The sequence below is a fragment of the Actinomyces minihominis genome (assembly GCF_900187855.1).
Taxonomy (GTDB): domain Bacteria; phylum Actinomycetota; class Actinomycetes; order Actinomycetales; family Actinomycetaceae; genus Scrofimicrobium; species Scrofimicrobium minihominis.
Window position 1 is genome coordinate 228,258 of record NZ_FYEG01000002.1, and the last position, 20,287, is coordinate 248,544.

Annotated in this window: 22 protein-coding genes; 7 read left to right on the plus strand and 15 right to left on the minus strand. The window is 59.7% G+C overall.

The features are described 5' to 3' along the window. Positions 1-33: 33 nt before the first annotated feature. From CS903_RS03125 to CS903_RS03140, 4 genes are all read right to left on the minus strand, one after another. The gene (locus tag CS903_RS03125) at positions 34-798 is read right to left on the minus strand and encodes an ATP synthase subunit B family protein (protein ID WP_242491727.1); all 765 of its coding nucleotides are present in this window, start codon (positions 796-798) and stop codon (positions 34-36) included. Positions 799-911: 113 nt separating this feature from the next. Beyond that, positions 912-1,391, minus strand: a complete 480-nt coding sequence (coaD, locus tag CS903_RS03130) for a pantetheine-phosphate adenylyltransferase (protein ID WP_099332090.1) — start codon at positions 1,389-1,391, stop codon at positions 912-914. 9 nt (positions 1,392-1,400) lie between these two features. Then, entirely contained in the window at positions 1,401-1,967 is a 567-nt protein-coding gene (gene rsmD, locus CS903_RS03135) for a 16S rRNA (guanine(966)-N(2))-methyltransferase RsmD (RefSeq protein ID WP_099332091.1), read from the minus strand. Positions 1,968-1,971: 4 nt separating this feature from the next. Continuing rightward, a complete protein-coding gene (locus CS903_RS03140; protein WP_099332258.1) occupies positions 1,972-4,200 on the minus strand; it encodes an ATP-dependent DNA helicase RecG in 2,229 nt (742 codons plus the stop codon). Between the two features lie 308 nt (positions 4,201-4,508). Between CS903_RS03140 and rpmB the strand changes: the two genes are divergently transcribed. Next, positions 4,509-4,700, plus strand: coding sequence for a 50S ribosomal protein L28 (gene rpmB, locus CS903_RS03145; protein WP_099332092.1), 192 nt, complete (start codon positions 4,509-4,511; stop codon positions 4,698-4,700). A gap of 88 nt (positions 4,701-4,788) precedes the next feature. Here rpmB and CS903_RS03150 read toward each other — a convergent pair whose 3' ends face one another. Then, positions 4,789-5,562 (minus strand): hypothetical protein, encoded by a 774-nt coding sequence (locus CS903_RS03150; protein WP_129587575.1) that lies wholly within the window; start codon positions 5,560-5,562, stop codon positions 4,789-4,791. Between the two features lie 154 nt (positions 5,563-5,716). On the opposite strand from CS903_RS03150, the gene CS903_RS03155 reads away from it, so the two are divergent. The 6 genes from CS903_RS03155 (at position 5,717) to CS903_RS03180 (ending at position 11,082) form a co-directional block, all read left to right on the plus strand. Next, the gene (locus CS903_RS03155; RefSeq protein WP_099332094.1) at positions 5,717-6,898 is read left to right on the plus strand and encodes a peptidoglycan-binding domain-containing protein; all 1,182 of its coding nucleotides are present in this window, start codon (positions 5,717-5,719) and stop codon (positions 6,896-6,898) included. After that, complete coding sequence (locus CS903_RS03160; RefSeq protein ID WP_099332095.1) at positions 6,895-7,542, plus strand: ABC transporter ATP-binding protein; 648 nt, start codon at positions 6,895-6,897, stop codon at positions 7,540-7,542. The genes CS903_RS03155 and CS903_RS03160 overlap by 4 nt, the downstream gene beginning before the upstream one ends. Continuing rightward, positions 7,539-8,624, plus strand: coding sequence for an ABC transporter permease (locus CS903_RS03165; protein ID WP_099332096.1), 1,086 nt, complete (start codon positions 7,539-7,541; stop codon positions 8,622-8,624). The genes CS903_RS03160 and CS903_RS03165 overlap by 4 nt, the downstream gene beginning before the upstream one ends. 109 nt (positions 8,625-8,733) lie before the next feature. Further along, positions 8,734-9,579 (plus strand): transporter substrate-binding domain-containing protein, encoded by an 846-nt coding sequence (locus CS903_RS03170; RefSeq protein ID WP_099332097.1) that lies wholly within the window; start codon positions 8,734-8,736, stop codon positions 9,577-9,579. Beyond that, positions 9,558-10,355 (plus strand): amino acid ABC transporter permease, encoded by a 798-nt coding sequence (locus CS903_RS03175; RefSeq protein WP_207203733.1) that lies wholly within the window; start codon positions 9,558-9,560, stop codon positions 10,353-10,355. Before CS903_RS03170 ends, CS903_RS03175 begins: the two co-directional genes overlap by 22 nt. Next, entirely contained in the window at positions 10,345-11,082 is a 738-nt protein-coding gene (locus CS903_RS03180; protein WP_099332098.1) for an amino acid ABC transporter ATP-binding protein, read from the plus strand. The genes CS903_RS03175 and CS903_RS03180 overlap by 11 nt, the downstream gene beginning before the upstream one ends. Before the next feature lie 28 nt (positions 11,083-11,110). Here CS903_RS03180 and CS903_RS03185 read toward each other — a convergent pair whose 3' ends face one another. From CS903_RS03185 to CS903_RS09660, 10 genes are all read right to left on the minus strand, one after another. Further along, positions 11,111-12,112: a thiamine-phosphate kinase gene (locus CS903_RS03185; protein WP_099332099.1), complete on the minus strand. Its 1,002-nt coding sequence runs from the start codon at positions 12,110-12,112 to the stop codon at positions 11,111-11,113. A 15-nt stretch (positions 12,113-12,127) separates the two neighbouring features. Next, on the minus strand, positions 12,128-13,024 hold the full coding sequence (locus CS903_RS03190) for a TrmH family RNA methyltransferase (protein WP_099332100.1): 897 nt from the start codon (positions 13,022-13,024) through the stop codon (positions 12,128-12,130). 95 nt (positions 13,025-13,119) lie between these two features. After that, positions 13,120-13,503, minus strand: coding sequence for a 50S ribosomal protein L20 (rplT, locus tag CS903_RS03195; protein WP_099332101.1), 384 nt, complete (start codon positions 13,501-13,503; stop codon positions 13,120-13,122). A gap of 35 nt (positions 13,504-13,538) precedes the next feature. Continuing rightward, positions 13,539-13,733: a 50S ribosomal protein L35 gene (rpmI, locus tag CS903_RS03200; RefSeq protein ID WP_099332102.1), complete on the minus strand. Its 195-nt coding sequence runs from the start codon at positions 13,731-13,733 to the stop codon at positions 13,539-13,541. 69 nt (positions 13,734-13,802) lie between these two features. Then, positions 13,803-14,489 (minus strand): translation initiation factor IF-3, encoded by a 687-nt coding sequence (gene infC / locus CS903_RS03205; RefSeq protein WP_306345668.1) that lies wholly within the window; start codon positions 14,487-14,489, stop codon positions 13,803-13,805. 576 nt (positions 14,490-15,065) lie between these two features. After that, positions 15,066-15,860 carry an SseB family protein gene (locus CS903_RS03210; protein ID WP_099332103.1) on the minus strand — a complete coding sequence of 265 codons (795 nt, stop codon included), beginning with the start codon at positions 15,858-15,860 and terminating at the stop codon, positions 15,066-15,068. Then, entirely contained in the window at positions 15,857-16,582 is a 726-nt protein-coding gene (gene priA, locus CS903_RS03215) for a bifunctional 1-(5-phosphoribosyl)-5-((5-phosphoribosylamino)methylideneamino)imidazole-4-carboxamide isomerase/phosphoribosylanthranilate isomerase PriA (protein ID WP_242491728.1), read from the minus strand. Before priA ends, CS903_RS03210 begins: the two co-directional genes overlap by 4 nt. A gap of 4 nt (positions 16,583-16,586) precedes the next feature. Next, entirely contained in the window at positions 16,587-17,165 is a 579-nt protein-coding gene (locus tag CS903_RS09520) for a hypothetical protein (RefSeq protein WP_242491729.1), read from the minus strand. Between the two features lie 3 nt (positions 17,166-17,168). After that, complete coding sequence (gene hisB / locus CS903_RS03220) at positions 17,169-17,777, minus strand: imidazoleglycerol-phosphate dehydratase HisB (protein WP_099332105.1); 609 nt, start codon at positions 17,775-17,777, stop codon at positions 17,169-17,171. After that, positions 17,774-20,263 carry a histidinol-phosphate transaminase gene (locus CS903_RS09660; protein ID WP_099332106.1) on the minus strand — a complete coding sequence of 830 codons (2,490 nt, stop codon included), beginning with the start codon at positions 20,261-20,263 and terminating at the stop codon, positions 17,774-17,776. The genes hisB and CS903_RS09660 overlap by 4 nt, the downstream gene beginning before the upstream one ends. Positions 20,264-20,287 lie beyond the last annotated feature (24 nt).

Below are 20,287 nucleotides of genomic sequence, written 5' to 3' on the forward strand. Positions count from 1 at the left end.
CTCTCCTCTGCGGTTCCCCAAGGGGGAAACCGACTAGTCGAGATCGATATTAGCCGCCTCGTCAACCCCATCGCGGTTTGAGAGAGCGCGCATACCTGCTTCGGTGCGGCGCAGGAGGTCTTTCAGGAGGTCAGCTGTCTGTCCGAGTGAGTGGGAGACGTAGTCCTCGGCGCCCTGGCGCAGCTGGGAAGACTCACGCTTGGCAGCGGTCACAAGTTCGCGGGCACGCTGCCCGGCCAGTTCGGTGACATGGTCTGAGGAGATGAGACGATCAACCTGTGCGTGTGCATCTGCGAGCATTGCCTCAACCTCAGCGGCAGCTCGCGACTTGACGTTGGTGGCCTCTTCGGTGGCACGCGCAACCTTGCGCTCGGCCTCATCAGCAGCCTCAGCCAGGATGGTGTCCGACTTGGCCCGAGCGTCCTCCAGCAGGGTTCGGGCGCGCATTGAAGCCTCTGCCATTGCCGCTTCAGCAACGTCGTCGGCGCGACCAAGCACGGCATCCGCGTCCGCCACGACCGCATCGGCTGCAACCAGGTCATCAGGAAGCGCATCGCGAGACTGGTTGACAAGGTCGAGGATCTCAGCCTTGTTGAGGACAATGTTGGCGGAGAGCGGGACCGCACGAGCACTCTGCACCAGGATCTCAATCTGGTCCAGAGCAGCGATTACTGTCGAGGGGCCGTAGCCCGAGTCGTCAACGTACTCTTCCACCCTCTCCGTTGAGCCAACCTCAAGTTGTGCTTCAGGAGTGACATCTAGGGGAAAGTCGTCCTGGGCCTCATAACGTTGCGGCATCGTTACTCCTCAATTGAGATCCTGCTGTTACTAGTGGGTGGCGCGCCCATCGGGGCGCCACCTCGAAACCTTTGTCAAGTCTAGGGTCTGTGACGCCCACGAGTGCGGGCAACTCACGGTCTCTTAGAGATTGCCCGCAGGACCGGCTCCGGGACCAGCCCTTCAAGGTCAGCCCCGTAGTTGGCCAGTTCCCTAACGATCGATGAAGACAGGGTCGCCCACTGCGGGTTGGTCGGCAGAATCAGGGTGTCGAGGTCGGATAACCGAGAGTTCACAGTTGCCTGGGTGTACTCCCATTCCCAGTCCGAGGTCGATCGTGCCCCCTTGACAAGGACATGGGCACCTACTTCTCTAGCAAAGTCGGTTGTCAGGCCCTGGAACTCACCGACCGTAACGTTTACCAGCAGGGGGTCCTGGGCCACGACCTGTTCCAAGAGCTCCACCCGCTGCGCAACGGGCATCCAGCCCTGCTTAGCATCATTGAACCCGACCGCTACAACCACCCTGTCGAAGATCTTCGCGGCCCTGGTAATGAGGTCAAGGTGTCCGTTGGTGGGAGGGTCAAAACTGCCCGGGAAGAGTGCTGTCACCATCTGTCAATCCTAAAGTTCGCTGGCTGCAACCTTGAGGTACCACGCCGCCGTATCCCCCCAGCTCTTGCGACTGATCAACGCCAGTTCGGGTGGAATTTGGGGCTCCAGGGAACGCGCATCGCGCTCAAGCACAATGGTTGCATCAATGTCGACCAGGGCCACCAGCTTCTGCAGCGTAATGGTCACCGTGTCTTCTGAGAGGCTGTAGGGCGGGTCGACAAAGACCAGGTCGAACCCACTGGGAGTGGACGGGCGACCCAGGTAGTCGATAACATCTGCGACCACGACAGTGGACCGATCTGCGAATCCGCAGGAATCGACGTTGGTTCTGATCACACCCGCGGCAGAAGCCGCCTTTTCTACCATGACGGCAGAGGTCGCACCGCGGGACAGTGCTTCAAGTGCCAGGGCTCCAGAACCCGCAAAGAGGTCGAGCACCCTGCATCCTTCTACGACGTCCCAGGAGCTCAGTTTCGAGAAAATTGCTCCCCGGACCTTATCTGAAGTCGGCCGGGTTCCCTTCGGAGGGACCTGCAGACGTCGACCCTTTGCCAACCCTGCGATGATTCGGGTCATCCGCTCAGTTCCTCTCTAGCCAGACTGCTTCCGCACCGAGTGCAGCTTCAACTTGTCCCGCCAGGTCCCGGTGGTCCTTCAGACCCGGATCAGAATCAAGGATCGCTGCAGCGATGCTTCGTGCCGCAGCAATTATTGCTCCATCGACGCGAACAGAGAGAAACTTCAGCCCGGATAGGTGTCCCGACTGGGCATGACCCAACACATCTCCTTCGTTGCGAAGGCGCAGGTCGATCTCTGCAAGAGTAAAACCATCGGTCGTTGATGCCACCGCCTCAAGGCGCTCGGCTGTAACCGGGGACTGGCTGGAACCATGGACCAGGAGGCAGACGCTCTGAGAGCTTGACCTGCCCACCCGCCCGCGAAGCTGGTGCAGTTGGCTAAGACCAAATCGCTGGGCTCCGAGGATGATCATCAGGGTTGCCTCTGGGACATCAACCCCAACCTCAACCACGGTGGTGGCCACAAGGATCGGAGACCTGCCACTTGCAAACTCAACAAATGCCCTGCTGTTCTCTTCTGGTCTGCGGCGCCCGTGAGCCAGTCCGATGCCGATGCCAGCAAGTTCATCCATACCCCGCAGTTCATCGACCACAACGGAGGCTGCCGGGACATCCGAGCAGGCGGTTCCATCGCTGTTCACGAACTTCTCTAGCTCTAGTCCCTCAAGGGGGCCCCCGCCCGGGTCACCGTCCTCATTCCCGGCTTCTGGGTCACCGGCGTCGATTCGGGGACAGACAACGTAGACGCGCCCGCCCTTATCAACCTCTTCTTTGGCTCGTTGCCACAGCCTGTGCATCCAGGACACGTTGGCATTACTTACCAGGTGGGTTTGAACGGGAAGCCTGCCCGGGGGCATACCTTTCATCAGGGTGACATCCAAGTCACCGAAGACGGTCATGGCAATGGTGCGAGGAATGGGGGTCGCGGTCATGACCAGCAGGTGGGGTGTGAAGTCCCTTCCCTCTCGAAGATACTCGCGCTGCTCAACCCCAAAACGGTGCTGTTCGTCTACAACGAGCAGGGCGAGGCCAGGAATCTCTACCCCTTCTTGGATCAGGGCATGCGTTCCCACCACAATCGCCGGCTCTCCCCCGGCCAGATGCGCTAGAGCCTGAGCCTTCTCCGCTCCCGATCGCTTTCCAGTCAGGAGGTGGAGAGGAACGTCCAGGCCTGCTTTGTCGAGGAGGTTGATCAGCGTGGCGAAGTGTTGGCGAGCCAGGACCTCGGTAGGTGCTAGAAGGGCCGCTTGAAATCCATTCTCAACCGCAGCCACCATCGCTAAGAGGGCCGTGACGGTCTTACCTGCCCCAACATCGGCTTGGAGGAGCCGCTGCATGGGAACTGGTCGTGCCATGTCCGCAGAAATCTCTTCCCACGCACCAATCTGTGATGGTGTCAAGTGGAAAGGGAGCCCGGCGACCAACTGCGCCACCATTCCCCCCTCTGATTCGCCATCAGAGGGGACCGGGTGGGCTCTTCTAATGAGCTTCCCGGAAGCATCAACGCGGCCGGCCAGCAGGGCTGTCTGCAGGACCAGCGCCTCTTCCCAGGCCAGCGTCCTCTTCGCGGTCTCCCAGTCGACAGTCGCTTCGGGGTGGTGGAGGTTTTGGAGGGCCCTGTAGGAGGGCATCAGGCTGTAGCGGCGCCGCACCTCCTCAGGAATAACCTCTGGCACAGCGGCCTCATCAAGCTGGTCGAAAACGGCCGACACAAGTGAAGCGATCTTCCATGATGGAAGACCTGCCACCGATCGATAGATGGGGATTGGACGTCCGGCGCGCCTCGCTACGACCTCTGGCGAAGAGTCCTCAAGTTCCTCAAACTCTGGCTGCACCATCTGCAGCTTGCCCTGGAACTCTCCGATTTTCCCCGAAACTAGCACCGTCGCCCCCGGCTTGAGGATCTTCTGGTGCGGGGAGAGCATGTAGGGGTTCTTGGCGAAAAATGTGCATGTTAGGCGCGAAACACCATCGGTGATATCAACCAGGAGGCGCACTCCGTGGCCAGATCGGTTCGAGATCAGGTTGGCATTCACCACCTGCGCCAGAAGCGTGGCCTCATCACCGGGGACCATGCCTGTGATCTGGGTGAGACGCCCCCAGGAGTAGTAGCGCCTCGGAGCGAGGTAGACCAGGTCCCGCACGGTTGCCAGCCCGCCCTCATGCAGGCGTTTAACAGCCGCCTTTCCCAGGCACAAGGCGAGTGGAGTATCCAGATTGACGCGGGTCACCACAGCTCTCCCCTCTTTCGTCCACCCCGAACCACAGTTTGCGTTCAGAGGCCTAGCCGCACACTTAGACACCGAGTCTTTCACGCACCTCCGACATCTATGCAACCCGGAACTTGGAGCACCTGATGTCGAGTGTGGGCGACTCTACACTTCGATTTGGGCTCGCTTGTTTGTGGCAACCCTACAGATTCCGCTAATCTTGCTTAGTTGCTTCTGTGATGTGTGGGCCCGTCCACCCGTCCTGGACGCCGATTGGCCACCATTTCAGGTGGCAATGAAGACTTTTTGGAACTAACGAGGAGGACCCAGTGGCCTCAGTATGCGATATCTGTGGAAAGACCCCGCAGTTCGGCAAGTCGGTCTCGCACTCGCACGTGCGCACGAATCGCCGTTTCAACCCGAACATCCAGCGTGTCCGCGCCAGCGTCAACGGTGAGACCAAGCGCCTGAATGTTTGCACCAACTGCATTAAGAGCGAGCGTGTAGAGCGAGCCGCATAGGCGCCTCTCTACCCAAGTCAAAGCCCCCACCAGGTTCAAACTGAACTGATGGGGGCTTTTGCCTACCCTGGACAAGCTCGCGAGACATCTAACCGTACGAGGCCGATGCGGGGGGCATCTGGGGGCAGATCTCATCAATCTTGAACTCAATCCCTTCATCCCCCTCAACCGACCAGTCTTCAAGGGGTGGCAACCAATACCCAGGTGAGGTCGTGTCTTGTGCAAGCATGGCAGCTATGAAGGCCTCCTTGGTAGGTGCCGGAGTGGTCACTTCAATGCCGTGAGCTGCCAGACACTCCAGGTAAAAGGTGGTGTAGTACTCGTAGTCCACAGCAAACTGCTCACGTCCACTCTCTCGCAGCAGCTTGGGTTCGGGAGTGAACTTGGCAAAGCAGGCGTACAGGGCCAGGTTATTCGCCAGCTCCACCTCCTCATTTTCAGACCCCCCCATATCGATGTGGATTCCAGAGTTCACCCCGTCAACTTCGGCGCTGAATCCCAAGTCATTCGCACAGTCCGCAATTGCCTGCCAGCGCTCGGCGTCACCCACCCAGCGCTCGAGAGGAATGTCTGGTAGGTCGACTCCGTTCAGACCAAGACCAACCGCACTACTTTGTAGCCAAGCCGCACGAAGTTCCTCAGCCTCGGCATCATCAATGGGAAGAGAGGTAACGACCGTTTCCGGCTGCCAAGCCTGGGACCTTGCGTACCAGGACTCCGCGTTCACAGACTCAACTTCAGCTTCCGGTGCCGGAGCTGATGAACAGGACGCCACCATCAAGGTCAAAGCCAGAATGCCCGCAACTGCTGAGCCTCCTCGACGCATCCATCGAGGAAGAGTCTCGTTACTCAATGTGCGCATGCACTTATTGCTCATAATGTTAAACCCTTCGTTATACTCGATAGATCATAATGGTGTCATACCAGGTGGAGCCTTGCATCGTGGCAACGGCTTTGTGGCCGATTAGAAGCTGAACTGTGACACCTCGAAAAACCCAACCTTCAAAGGGGAACGAATGCATACGCGACCGGTTAGCAAGGGTTCTGCGTGGCTCATCTATCTCTTGGTTCTCCTGGTCGTGGGGGCCATAACTTTCTGGGCTGGACTCACGGTGGGCAAGAAGAACACAGCCCCACAGCAAGAGACTGATCAGGAAGTGTTCGTGACGGTTACGCAGCAGACTCTGGGCCGATCGTTCACTCTTGGAGCGACGGTGACACAGGAACGCAGCGCTGTGGCAGAGAACCTCCTCACCGGCGTTCTCACAGGAGCTGCCTCTGAGGGGCTGGTCTCGACAGGTGAGGTGGTGTACTCGGTAGATGGCACTGCGGTCAAAGCCGTGGTGTCATCCAGGCCGTTCTACAGAGATCTCTTTGAGGGCACCAGTGGAGATGATGTGCGTGCCCTGAACGACGCTCTCGTTGAGCTGGGCTACCTGGATGAGGGCGGAGAGAAGTTCGACGGCTGGACCACCTATGCAGTGCAACTGTGGCAGAGAGATCAGGGCGTTGAGGCAACGGGTACGATCCAACGTGGCGAGCTACTCGCCGTCTTGGCCCTGCCCGGGACTCTGATTGTTGACACCACCCAGTTCCCAATCGGATCGATTGTCTCTGAAGGTGAGAACCTGGTTCTGCAGCGTGCAGCGGAACCGCGTTTTACCATTCCGGTCACCCAGACCCAAGCCCAGATGGTTCCACTTGGTGCACCTGTCTCTGTCCAGTTCAGACAGTTCACCTGGGGCGCCGAGGTGGTTGGCACTGAAAAGGACATCAACGGGGATCTCAACCTCATGCTCAGCGGTCCAGATGGGGCACCTGTCTGTGGTGATCAGTGCGGGGAGCTTCCGTCCGATGAATCTTTGACACTTTTGGCTTCGATACAGGTGGTGCCAGAGACAACCGGACCGGCCGTCCCTATCGCTGCCCTACGCATCGAACCGAACGGCGAGGTACAGGTTCTGGTCCGACAGGGAGCGGATGCGCAGAGTGGACCCTCCGAGGCTCGGCAGGTAGCGCCCCGCAGCGTCACGGTCCTCGCCTCCCAGGATGGGGTGGCCATCATCAACGGGGTCGAGGTCGGTGAGGAAGTCCAGCTCTTCGGTTCGAAACAGGCCGACGTTGGAACAGGTACCGGATTGAAAGTGGAGACGGACGAAGACGGCGCGGAGCAGTCGGACTCGAAGAGTCAGTCATGATTGCTCAGAGCTGGTCGGTTTCGAACTTGAGCTTTCGCTACAACAGGTCTGCTCCAGAGCTCTTCGACGGCCTCACCCATAGTTTTGAACCCGGGGTAATGACCGGGCTGACAGGGGCATCCGGGCGGGGGAAGTCCACTCTGCTCTACATACTCGGTCAACTTCTGAGGCCAAGCACCGGAGAGGTGCTTCGAGGAGGAGAAGACCTTTCCCTACTCTCAGATGGGGCACGCTCAAGGCTGCGAGCCGAGGAAATCGGCTTTGTGTTTCAGGATGCTTCCTTGGACCCCACCGGCTCTGTCGAGCGCTCCGTTGCTGAGCCGGGACTCTACGCAGGAAAAAGCCCAGCGGAGAGCCTTCCACGTGCTCTCGAGCTACTCGAGAAGTTTGGCCTGGGAGCGGAGATTGGCAAGCTACCCAGCCAGATCTCTGGCGGACAGGCTCAGAGGGTAGCGATCTGCCGGGCACTGTTTTCTTCCCCGGGTCTCATCCTGGCCGATGAACCCACCGGAAACCTGGACAGGAGGAACGGCGAACTGGTTCTAGAGGCATTGGCGGCAGCTGCCGCCGAGGGGCGCACCGTGGTGATTGCAACCCACGACCCCTTCGTCCTTGAACACACAGAGAGGGTACTTGAACTTTGAAACCCTCTGCCCTACTTACTGAGGGAAGCAGATCTGCCTGGGCTCAAAAGATCTCTTCCGGACTAGTCCTCATAGTCGTCGCGGTAATCTGCTTCACCGCGCTCTCGACGGTTGGTCGAGCTGTGGCAAACGACCGAGAGCTAGCCGCGACCATGGAGACGGAGGGGTCGCGCCTACTCACCGTCACAGACAGCGGAATGAACGACCTCATCAACACGGCACTGCTAGGAGTGGTGCAGGGAATCAGTGGTGTCGAGTCGGCGGTGGCACTCTCTTTGCCCACCGATGTACACGTGGGTGCGGTGCCAGGGGGTGAACCGGTTCCCCTCTGGCGCATTAGCGATGTCACTCGGGTGGCAACCCTGGACCGCGGTCGCACACCACTTCCCGGTGAAGCCACAGTCACAGCTGAGGTTCAGAGCAAACTTGGTCTGGTCGAGCCCGCAGGGTATGTCGAATCGCGGGAAGCAGTCCAGTTTCCGGTCGTCTCACGCTCGGTGGTGCGTCCCGGTTTCTCAGATCTGGCAAATGGAGCCCTGGTTCAGGCCGACGAACAGACACAGTACAACCAGCTCCGGGTGGTGATTGCCTCTGTAGAGGAGGTCGAGACGGTGCAGAAGGCGGTGCTGACGAGTCTGGGCGCGTTTGATCCATCAACCGTTTCCATTGAGTCTCCGCGCGCCCTCAACACACTCGCGGCCCTGCTCAACAGCCAGTTGGCCCGCTACAACCAGGCGCTTCTGGCCATGATCCTCGGGGTGGGAGCCATCTTTATCGCCATCGTCACCCTCTCGGATGTGCTTCTGCACCGCAAGGAGCTGGGGCGACGAAGGGCTCTTGGGGCGACTCGGCTTGACCTTTCCCTGCTAACAGTCCTGCGGGTTGTGGTGCCCGCCGGTGTTGGCGCCCTCGTCGGCTCAGTTAGCGCCATCGCCTTCTACGCCCTCGACAACATCAACCTTCCCCTTTCCTTCGTTGCAGCTGTGGCGTGGCTTGCTGTCATCACCGCTGGGCTGGCTGCCACAGTCCCTGCAGTGTGGGCTTCCATGAGAGACCCGGTGTCAGTACTGCGAACGCCCTAGACCCACGTGATGTCCCCCGCCGGTTGTCTTGTGCCACACGTTTCCAGGTTCCTTGCCTAGCGCGGCATCGGTAGGCTGGACGTTCAGCGTGCAGTTAGGGGAAGAAAGTATGAAGTTCCGCAGCCACAGAAGGATTGTCGCCGGGGTGGTTCTCGGAGCTTTCCTGCTCACAGGGTGTTCCAGCGGGTTCACCGCCACCGGACAGTCGGGGGCAGAAGACGCGGACGGCCGATCCCCTCTCGTCGTGGCAATGGAACTGGCCTATCCCCCGTTTGAGACCAAGGATCTGGACGGGGGGCCCGAGGGCGTTTCCCCCGACTTCATGCGTGCCTTCGCCGATGCTTACGGCTACGACCTCGTCATTGAGAACACGGCGTTCGACGGCCTCATTCCGATGCTCCAGACGGGTAAGGCCGATGCCATCATGTCGTCAATGACGATCACTGATGAGCGTGGCCAGTCCGTTGACTTCACCGATCCCTACGCTCGAGCCCAGCTCGCAATCCTTACCAACACCGACTCGGGGGTGGCAGGTGCCGATGACCTCAACCAGCCGGGGCGGGTCGTCGCAGTGAAGACCGGTTCCACAGGGGATGTCTACGCGACCAAGAACCTGCCGGAAGCTCAGATAGTGAGGCTGGCCGACGAAAGCGCCGCTGTCACAGAGGTGATCCAGGGCAAGGCGGACGGCTTCCTCTATGACCAGCTCACGATCTACCGCAACCAGCAGCGCAACCCCGAGACCACTGAAGCAGTGTTCATCCCCTTCCAGGATCCCGAGTTCTGGGGCATAGCGGTCGCCAAGGGCAATGACACGCTGCGGGAGCAACTGAACGAGTTCATCGCCAGCTACTCGGCAGAGGGCGGCTTCGACCAGATCACAGACCGACACCTAGCCGAAGAGAAGGAAGCCTTTGACGAGCTTGGATTCACGTGGTTCTTCGATCTGAAGTAGGTACCTGGTTCACGCGCCAGCCCGGGGAGCGCACCCCCCTCGGCAAGCTGGTTGGCAACTACCTTCTGGTTGTTGTCATCGTGGTCGGTGTCTTCTGGCTGTCCCTCTATGGTGCCGGAGTAACCCTCAACTTCTCCTTTGTTACCGAGTACCGCACCCGCCTCCTCGATGGCTTCGTCCTCACCCTGTGGATCTGCCTGGGCTCCCTGGTCCTATCTATGGTCATAGGGATTCCGGTTGCTCTGGCGGCCCGGTCGAACATCCTGCCTCTGCGTTACGCCGCAGATTTCTACGTCAAGATCATCCGGGGCACTCCGCTACTGGTTCAGATCTACCTCTTTTACTACATCATTGGCACAGCCTGGGGTGTCAACAACAAGACGCTGTCCGGCATCCTCATACTTTCTGTGTTCACGGGTTCCTACGTGGCTGAGATCATCAGGGGATCAGCGGCTTCGCTAGATCAAACGCAACTGTTGGCGGCGGATGCGGTGGGCTTCACCCGCGTCCAATCCGTTCGCTACGTGATCCTGCCGCAGATGGTGGCGAGGACGCTTCCGGCCCTAACCGGTCAACTGGCCTCCTTGATCAAGGACTCCTCGCTGCTTTCAGTCATCGCAGTCATCGAAATTACGCAGACGATTCGTGAAATCACCGCTACCAACTACAACTTCTTCGGAGGCTACATTTTCCTCGGAGCGATCTACCTCTGCCTGACGCTGCCCCTCATGTTTGTCTCCTCCCATTTTGAGAGGAAGTTTGCCTATGACCACTAGGCTTCAGCTGCGCAATGTCTCCAAGAGCTTCGGGGAGCAGCAGGTTCTCAGCAAGATTTCGTTCGAGGACGACATATCGACGATGGCTCTGATCGGGCCCTCCGGTGGGGGAAAATCAACCCTGCTCAAAATCATCGGCGGCCTGGAAGCTCCCGACAGCGGCGAGGTCGTCGTCGGGGAGCAGACGGTGAACTACAACGTCAAGGGGCTCCCTGCCTATAGGTCGAGCCTGGGCTTTGTCTTTCAACACGCCGGACTTTTTGCGCATCTCAGCGCTGAGGAAAACATTGCCCTACCCCTGAGGGTAGTGCACGGTAGAGGCGTTGAAGAAGCCCGAGAGAGGGCGGGCGCCCTCCTCAATCGTTTCGGTCTCAATTCAATCGCGCAGAAGCGTCCAGCCCAGCTCTCAGGTGGGGAACGTCAGAGGGTTGCCATTGCTCGAGCCGTGGCACCCAGCCCCCGCTTACTGCTTCTCGATGAACCGACCAGCGCGCTCGACCCAGAGTACACAGCGGAGGTTCTCGACCTGATCAACGACCTCAAGAATGAAGGAACACAGTTCCTGATTGTCACCCACGAAATGGGCTTTGCTCGTAGAGCCTGCGATACGGTGGCATTTCTAACCGAGGGGAAGATAGCCGAGTACGGGCTTTCCCAGCAGATCTTCACAGATCCTGAGACCGTCGAGCTCCGACGTTTCCTGGGCAGGTTGAGCCAGTGGAGCTAACGCCTGCGGTCTCTGGCCTTCCGCAGAGTTAGGCGGGAGGGGCGAAGTGGTCGAAGCCGCCGGTGACCTGCTTTCCGTCTAGCGTGACACGCGACCGGGTGGCGTCACTGCGGCTCGTACCGTACTCACCCACCGTGCCAATCGCTCGAAACGGAGCAGTCACGAGGACGTAGGGGGGAAATGCCACGAGCAGGGAGTGGTCCTCACCCCCGTAGAGGACCCACTGGACGGGGTCGACACCCAGGGACCGCGCAGCCTTCTCCAGTGCCGCCAGGTCATCGTGAAGACCGTAGCGCGTGATGTCGATACTGACTCCGGAAGCCTCGGCCATCCTGGTTGTATCCGCCACCAGTCCGTCCGAAACGTCCATCATCGCGGTCGCTCCACGGCCCGCTGCGAGCGGACCGGCAGAAAGCGGGGGTTTAGGGCTGCGGTAAAGGGCTACCGGCTCCTGGAACGGGGTCGGAACGGCCGCTCCGTGAAGCGCACCTGAGACAGCGCCCGAGTCAAGGGCTGCCAAACCTGCAGCTGAGCGACCGAGGGTACCCGCGATGGCCAAGGTATCGCCTGGTCGGGCACCTGAACGAAGCACAGGGTCACCCGCGAGGGTGCCGTGAGCAGTCACCGAGATAACCAGGGTCGGTCCGCGAGTAATGTCGCCGCCGACCACTCCGGCCCCGGCGTTGAAGGCCTCGGTGCCCAGTCCCCCGGCGAAGTCTTCCAGCCAGTCGATGTCGAGGTCGGCGGGCAGCACCATGGAGACCACCAGGGAGGTCGGCTTGGCCCCCATAGCGGCCACATCCGAGAGGTTCTGGGCAGCCGCCCTCGCCCCCACCTCTGCCCCCGTGGACCATGCACTGCGGAAGTGCGATCCCTCGACCAGGATGTCTGTCGTGACAACGAACCTGCGGTCGGGTACCTCGACCACCGCACAGTCATCCCCGGGTCCCACCAGCGTTGAACCACCAACCGGGAGGTACGGGGTCATGCGAGCGATGATCTGTTTTTCGCTGAGTTCACTGACCTTCACGGCAACCAACTTTCTTCAGAGCCTGGTTGTTGAGAGGTGTGAGGTGTAGAGGCACATTGCTGCTGCGGCAGCCGCGTTGAGTGACTCGGCGTCACCGAGCAGCGGGATCTCGACGAGGAGGTCGCAGATTGCCACCGCACCCTCTGACAACCCTCTAGCTTCGTTACCGAATACCCAGACGTGTGGGTTCGCCAGCGCTGCCCCCACGCCCTCTTCCGTCTCACCGGTAAGAGCCGCAACAGCCAGCGCATCAAGCGTGACATCCGAGTCGTGACCCGAGGTGCCCAGGATAGGCCACTCGCCTTCGGGAAGATTGGCGCGCACCGTTTCCAGCGGCAGACGCAGGATAGGGATGTGGAAGACCGATCCCGCGGATGAACGAATCACCTTGGGGTTAGCCGGGTCGACCGTCCCTGAACCGAGGATGACCGCAGCTGCCCCCATGGCGTCTGCTGATCGGATGATGGTGCCGGCATTTCCCGGATCCTGAGTCTCAGGCAGGCAGACTACAAACGGGGACCTGGCCCCGGCGCTTTGCGATGCCTGCGAGGCTCTCGCGCGCAGGACCTCCCACGTCTCCCCAGCATCTGCCTCCAGGGCATCAACCGTGGCCACCGCAGCAACACCCTGACAGTCGGGGCTGATTGCCCTGGCAACCTCAGGGGTGACATTGTGAACATAGTGGGTTGCGCGCCTTGAGGCGGCAGCAAGTTCCCTGTCGCGCTCCTCGACCTCATCCGTCAGATAGACATCAACAACGAAATCCGGGCGGTGGTTCACCAGTTCGCGTACCGCTTGCGGTCCCTCAACCAGGATACGACCGCTACGGCGACGGCCCGAAGAGCCGCGTAACCCAGCAACCGTCCTGATTCTGTCGGAACGCGGGTTATCGATAAAGTTGTGGAAGTCCATGAGCAAACTCTACCGTGAGCACGACCCCACCCAGACAGCAAGAAGGTGACCCATCGCTGGGTCACCTTCTTGAGATGTTCGAAAAATACCGAGAACTACGCAGCCTTGGGAGCGTTGACGTCCTTGGGCAGGGCTGCCTTGGCAGCCTGAACAAGGGTGGTGAACGCTGCGGGATCGTTCACTGCGAGATCAGCAAGCATACGACGGTCGACCTCGATGCCAGCCAGGTTCAGGCCCTGGATGAAGCGGTTGTAGGTCAGGCCCTCGGCGCGAGCACCGGCGTTGATGCGCTGGATCCAGAGGCGACGGAAGTCGCGCTTCTTGTTGCGACGATCGCGGTAGGCGTAAACGTGGCTGTGGGTGACCTGTTCCTTAGCCTTACGGTAGAGGCGTGAGCGCTGGCCGCGGTAGCCCGAGGCCTGCTCGAGGATATCCCTGCGCTTTTTCTTCGCGTTTACTGAACGCTTTACACGTGCCATTGAAGTGTTCTCCTAAAAAGTCTGTTCCGGTACGATCACTTGCCGAGCAGTGAACGTACGCCCTTCTCGTCTGCGCGTGCGACGACAACATCGTCCTCAAGGCGACGTGTCTTGCGCGAAGACTTGTGCTCCATCAGGTGACGACGACCTGCGCGCTCACGCATGATCTTGCCGCTACCGGTGAGGCGGAAACGCTTCTTAGCCCCGGAGTGCGTCTTGTTCTTTGGCATTTTCTTTCCTTTTCGTGTTTTTCTTGTCGCCCGATCCCCAAAAAGGAACGAGGACGGGCGGAAGTTCTATTACTCGCCTGTGCGAGACTGGCGAACCTGTTCCCGCTGGCTACGTTCTTCGTGCTTGGCTTTGCGCTCAGTGCGGGCCGCCTCACGGCGCTCACGCTGCTGAACCATGGCATCGGCCTTCTTGCGGGTGGGAGCTAGCACCATGGTCATGTTGCGCCCATCCTGGCGCGGAGACGACTCAACGACACCGAGGTCAGCCACCTGTTCAGCAAGGCGCTGAAGAAGGCGAATACCAGCTTCGGGGCGCGACTGCTCGCGACCACGGAACATGATCATGACCTTGACCTTGTCGCCCCCTTCGAGGAAGCGCTTCACATGACCGGTCTTCGTGGCGAAGTCATGGTCATCAATCTTGATGCGGAAGCGGATTTCCTTGAGTTGGGTGTTGGCCTGGTTACGGCGCGCATCGCGCGCCTTCTGTCCGGCTTCGTACTTGAACTTTCCGTAGTCCATGAGCTTTGCAACCGGAGGACGTGCCGTTGGGGCAACCTCTACCAGGTCTAAGCCGGCCTCTTCGGCAAGTCGCAGTGCGTCTTCGACACGCACCACGCCAACCTGTTCACCCGCGGGTCCAACAAGTCGTACTTCCGGAACTCGAATCCGATCATTGATGCGAGGTTCGCTGATGGCGCCTCTCCTTCCACTGTTTGGCCCTACTTGTGCCAACAAAAAACTCCGTGCTGACAAACGCGCACGGAGCTTTCCCTCAGCAGACAGAAAACTGCACACGGCAGTCCGCCTACTTTTACCCGGCGCCTCTGACCACAAGTCAACTGTGTCCAGTGACTGTGTCTGACCACCAACCAGTTGGTTAGTGGTGGGCCCCCAGGTGGGAATAGCTCCACTTACGTTCGACCAACAGGAACTGTCAGTCTTTTCGGTCGGCTCCAACCCTACCAGCCGCCATCGTCTGTGCCGAGATCAGAACCGTGACATCCCGGTGGAACCTGTCACAGCGGATGTCCGACCGGCTCCTTTGCTGAACCAGTTCTATCCACAGATCACCTAAAAATACACTATCCACAGGTCAGAGACAGAGGGCAGCAACTTCTTTCCAGCCTTCGTAACCTTCTAAAATGCCCCACCTCAAAAGGTTTCTGATTCAGGACCAGATACTTCCCGCGCCCAACAATAGTCCGGTGTTCTTTCTGAACGAGGACGAACTAGACGCCATGGTCCGCAAGCCGCAGGTAGTACCCGACCGCGGCCCTCACCCACCCGCCAGCTCTCGATCTGTCCCATCCCCTGTGCTCCGGTTTCCCCCTAGGCAAGAGCAACTGGACGCGGCGTAAGTCGCACGGCCGGAGCAGCAGATGAAAGACGGGGATGCTTGGCAATGAGACCTAGCGCATTCGCCAGTTTGAGTTTTTGAACGGCCATGTCTGAGGTTGGATCAATCTCGAAGAGCACCACAACGTCAAGCATTCCATTCCAGATGACACCTGACTCGTCCCCTTCGGAACCAGCGGGATGAACCCGCACAGCTACGATTCCCGAGCACTGGGTTCTTGCAGCTTGAAGCAGTTCCTCCGCCAGTGAGACGTCGTACCACGGGGCAGGCCACCGGTCACCACCCACCAGGGCATGGACAGCCGCGACCGGAAGTATGACGGTTGAGGTTGATCCGGCATCGATCTGAATGGCAGGAGGAGCCCCCGCCTGGGTCGCAGCAACCGCCACCCTCTGGGACGACATCGTCATGGGACGAGCGGTGGGATCCCATGCGGCGAGCTGCTCAGCTGAAGAGAAGGCAAGAACCATGGGCCCGTACTTTCCCTCTACGACTGGGAGCGGAATATCGTCATCTTCACCCAGACCCTGGCTTCGGTGTTCGCCGCTGTCATCAGGATGCACCTCAACGGGTACCGGGACGATAAGTCGTTCTGTAACCAATGCCGACTGAAGTTCTACCGCCCTGTCCGCACGCTCACCAAGGGTTTGCGTGGGGTTTGCGAGAGCTGCTGCGGTCAAAGGTAGCAGGCTCCCACGATCTGAACGATCGTGGCGCAGGGTAAGGCGCTGGGCCAGTTTGGCGCGCTGAGCATCAGTCAGGTTCATAGTTCTCCGGCGACCACCAGCGCCTCGTTGATCGTGAACTTTCCGGCGTAGAGTGCCTTGCCAACAATGGCGCTGTCGACCCCCAGTGAAACCAGTCCCCGTAGGGCAGCAATGTCTTCGAGGGACGATACACCGCCAGATGCAACGATGGGAGCGTCCGTCTTCATAGCAACCTTCTCAAGAAGCTCCAGGTTAGGACCGTTGAGCATCCCATCCCGACCAACATCTGTCAGGACGTAGCGCGAGCATCCCGCCATGTTCAACCTCAACAGGGTGTCCCAGAGGTTACCCCCCTCTTTTGTCCACCCCCGCGCCGCTAGAGTCTCGCCTCGGACATCAAGGCCCACAGCGACCCGGTCCCCAAAGCGTCTTATGGCGCTCTCAGTCCAATCTGGGTTCTCAAGGGCTGCGGTCCCAAGGTTCACCCGAGTCACCCCCATCGCTAGGGCACTTACCAGGGACTCTTCCCCCCGGATTCCCCCCGATAGTTCAATGTTGAGGTCTGTGGCATCGATGACCCGCTGAAGTAGCTCTCGGTTCTGACCCCGACCAAAGGCGGCATCAAGATCGACAAGGTGAATCCACTCGGCCCCGGCTGCGGCGAACTGTTCTGCAATGTCTACCGGGTCGCCGTACTCGGTCTCCGTTCCGGCTTCACCCTGGACAAGGCGCACTGCCTTCCCGTTGACGACGTCGATTGCTGGAAGCAAGGTTAGTTTCAAGTTTCTATCGCTTTCTTCGTCCTTTGAGCCACCCTGTCCAAGAATCAGGGCCACGAAACTCTTCGACTTGTTCGGGTGTGATTCTGCCGAGAAGCAGCTCCTCGGCGGCCAGTTCCAGTCCGGCAAGGACCAGACCCGACGACAGTGACGCTTCTGGTTCACCATTCACGTAGCGCCGCGCAATGATAGTACCGGTGACCTGGGGTTCACCCTCACCCGCGGGATCCTCAGTGGTCCACGCTGTCAGGGCAACTGCACCGAGCGGACTCATCTTAGAGAGAAGGCGCGCCATCTGATCAGCCTCTTTTGGCTGGGGGCGTTCCTCCCCAAGAAGGGCCATCATCTCCTCGGCCTCACTCTCTGCTCCCCCGGCCTCGATATCCATGTATACGGCGCTGTTTCGGCCCAGCGCAACAACCGGGGCAGGTGAGCCCACCAGATCGAGAGCAGCACGCAGAGCCGCGGGAGCATCAACAGGCGAAAGAACGAGAGACCGGGCAGACTTTTTCGGCAGGGGTGTCATGCCCTGCATCATCTCGAGGAACTGGGCATCCAGATCATCACCCTGGAAATCATCACTCATGGTCTAGAGCGCTCCCTTTGTCGATGGCACTCCCTCAACGCGAGCATCGATCGCAACCGCTTCACGAAGTGCTAGGGCTAACGCCTTGAACTGTGCCTCGACGATGTGGTGGGGGTCCCTCCCGGCAAGAAGTGTGACGTGGAGGCACAGACCCGCGTTGAACGCGAAAGATTCGAAGACATGCTGTGTCATCGCACCCGTAAAGTGTCCTCCGATGAGGTGGTAGGCCTGCCCGTCAGGTTCGCCTGTGACGACGCAGTAGGGGCGTCCCGCAACATCAACCACGGCCCGCGCCAGCGACTCATCGAGCGGAGCAAAGCCTGTGCCGTATCGTCGAAGGCCACGCTTGTCCCCCAGTGCCTTGGCGAATGCCTGACCCAGGGTGATCGCAACATCCTCAACCGTATGGTGCACATCGATGTGAACGTCGCCCTCGGCCTCAACATCAATGTTGATTAGTGAGTGTTTCGCCAGCGCCGTCAACATGTGATCGTAGAAGGGCACACCGGTGCGAATGTTACCCGTCCCGTTCCCGTCGAGGTCGATGGTAACCCTTACATCCGACTCACCGGTTGTTCTCGTCACCGTCGCAGTGCGGTTCTGCTGTTTCACAGCGCCTCCTTTAGTGCCTGTCGAAATATCTCATTTTCGGTGGGCGTTCCAACTGTAACCCTCAGGTACCCCTCGGGACCCACCTCTCGGATCAAGACTCCGCTCTCAACCAGGTTCCGCCACACTTCATGACGCTTAGAAAGCGGCCCAAACAGTAGGAAGTTTGAAGAGGACGGTGCGACCACAAAGCCCTGCTCTTCAAGCCAGCTGGCAAGTTCGTCACGTTCGGCGCGAATAAGGGCGATCTGCTCCATCTGAGTTCCCGCGTGTTGCAGGCAGGCACGAGCAGCCGCCTGGGTCACAAGAGACAGGTGGTATGGAAGGCGAACCTTTTGGACCTCATGGACAATCTCTGGTGAAGCGATCATGTACCCGAGGCGAAGCCCTGCCGCCGCGAACGCCTTCGAGAGTGTTCGAGTCACCACCAGGTGGGGGTGATCGTCAAGTAGTTCAAGACCCGAGGCGGTTCCTTCTGCACGGAACTCCGCATAGGCTTCATCCAGAACCACAATCGTGGCGGTGGGTTGCCCCGTTCTAGCAACCCTGGGTCCCGTTGTTTTAGCAACTTCGAGGATCGTCTCTAGAGTTTGGTTTGAGATGGACTCTCCCGTGGGGTTGTTCGGACTGGGCACAAAGACAACAGCTGGCCGCTCGCGTCGCATAGCGGCGATAAAAACCTCACTATCGAAGCGGGGTAGTTCACGCGGGTTAGCCCCCGGCCCGCCCTCTAGGACCCAGGCGGTGTTGGTATCTCTCGCGTACTCCTCGTACATCGAGTAGGTCGGCCAAAGAGCAAGTACACGACGTCCAGGCCCACCGAAGGCTTGCAGCAGCTGGATCATGATTTCATTGGAGCCATTGGCAGCCCAAACACGGTCAACCGCGACCTGGACTCCGGCCTCAGCATGAACGTATGACGCAAGCTCTTGCCTCAAATCAACCGCATCACGATCTGCATAGCGATTGAGCTCGGTTGCCGCACTCCTCACTGCTTCCGCTATTGAGTCGATGACCTCTGGGTTCGGCTGGAACGGGTTTTCGTTCACATTTAACCTGACGGGAACATCGATCATCGGGGCGCCATAGGGCTCAACTTCCGAAAGCTCAGGCCGGAACGGAAGCCTCACCGCAACATTGCTAACACTCCCTTCAACCTCCTCGAGGACAGAGGGAAGAACCTCACCTTGAAAGCGAACCTGCGCAGCCTGACCGTGAGCCGGGAGCCCTTCTGCTTCGGCCAGGGCGATGAGCGCCGGCGCAACTTGCCTGAGTGCCGAGCGAGAGTAGTCAACAACCTGCATCGAGCGCAGGTACTGGGTGACATTGAGCCCGGCGGAGTACCTGGCGGTGCCTCCGGTCGGAAGGACGTGGTTGGATCCGGCGACGTAGTCACCGAGGGGAACCGGACTGAAGTCACCGATGAAAACAGCGCCCGCGGTCGTGATTCTCTCGGAGAGCTCCAGTGCGTTCTGTGTCTGAATCTCCAGGTGTTCCGGGGCGTAGGATTCGACGACCTCGAGTGCATCTTCGAGCGTCTCTGTGAGAACAACTGCCGACTGAGGACCAGCCAGTGCAGTCGCTATCCTCTCTTTTTCAACGCACGCATCCACCATGCTGGGAAGGATGCCTTGCACCTGGTCAACCAGAGTCGAACTGTTTGTGACCAGCACAGATGCTGCGGCAGGATCATGCTCGGCCTGGCTGATCAGGTCCGCACAGACGAACTCGGGCTGCGCCGTCTCATCGGCGAGGACGGCGATTTCCGTCGTCCCTGCCTCAGAGTCAATGCCGCATACCGCCTGGACAACCCTCTTTGCTGCGGCCACGTAGACGTTGCCGGGCCCAGTTACCTTGTCGACTGCGCGGCAGCGGTACTCGCCATCGGTGAAGCCATAGGCCATTGCCGCTATCGCCTGAGCGCCCCCCACCGCAATCACCTCGTCGACGCCGAGCATGGCACACGCAGCCAGAACAGTCGGGTGTGGGAGGCCTCCGAACCTGGACTGAGGGGGGCTGGCCACCACCATCGACTTCACTCCGGCGACCTGGGCGGTCACCACGTTCATGACCACTGAGGAGGGGTAGACAGCCAGACCTCCCGGGACGTAGAGGCCAACACGACCCAGTGGTACCCAGCGCTGGTAGACGATACCGCCGGGGATGACCTCGGTGGCCGCGGGCTCAGGAAGCTGTGCCGTGTGAGCAATCCGAGCATTCTCAATCGCTACTTCAAGGGCCCTGCGAACCGCGGGGTCGAGGTTAAGCAGAGCCTGGCCCAATGCTTCAGGTGGGACCCTCAGCGAATGTGGGCGCACTCCATCGAACCGTTCCGCCAGGTCGTAGAGCGCTGCTGCGCCCCGCTCTCGAACCTCCTCTACCAGGGGGGTAACAATCGCTGTTGCCGCCGTAGTATCGATTTTGGGTCGAGGCAGCAGGCTCTGAAGGTCCGATGGGAATGCGGTTCCACGCAGGTCAATGATTCTCACGCTGCCATCCTAGGAAGAACGCAC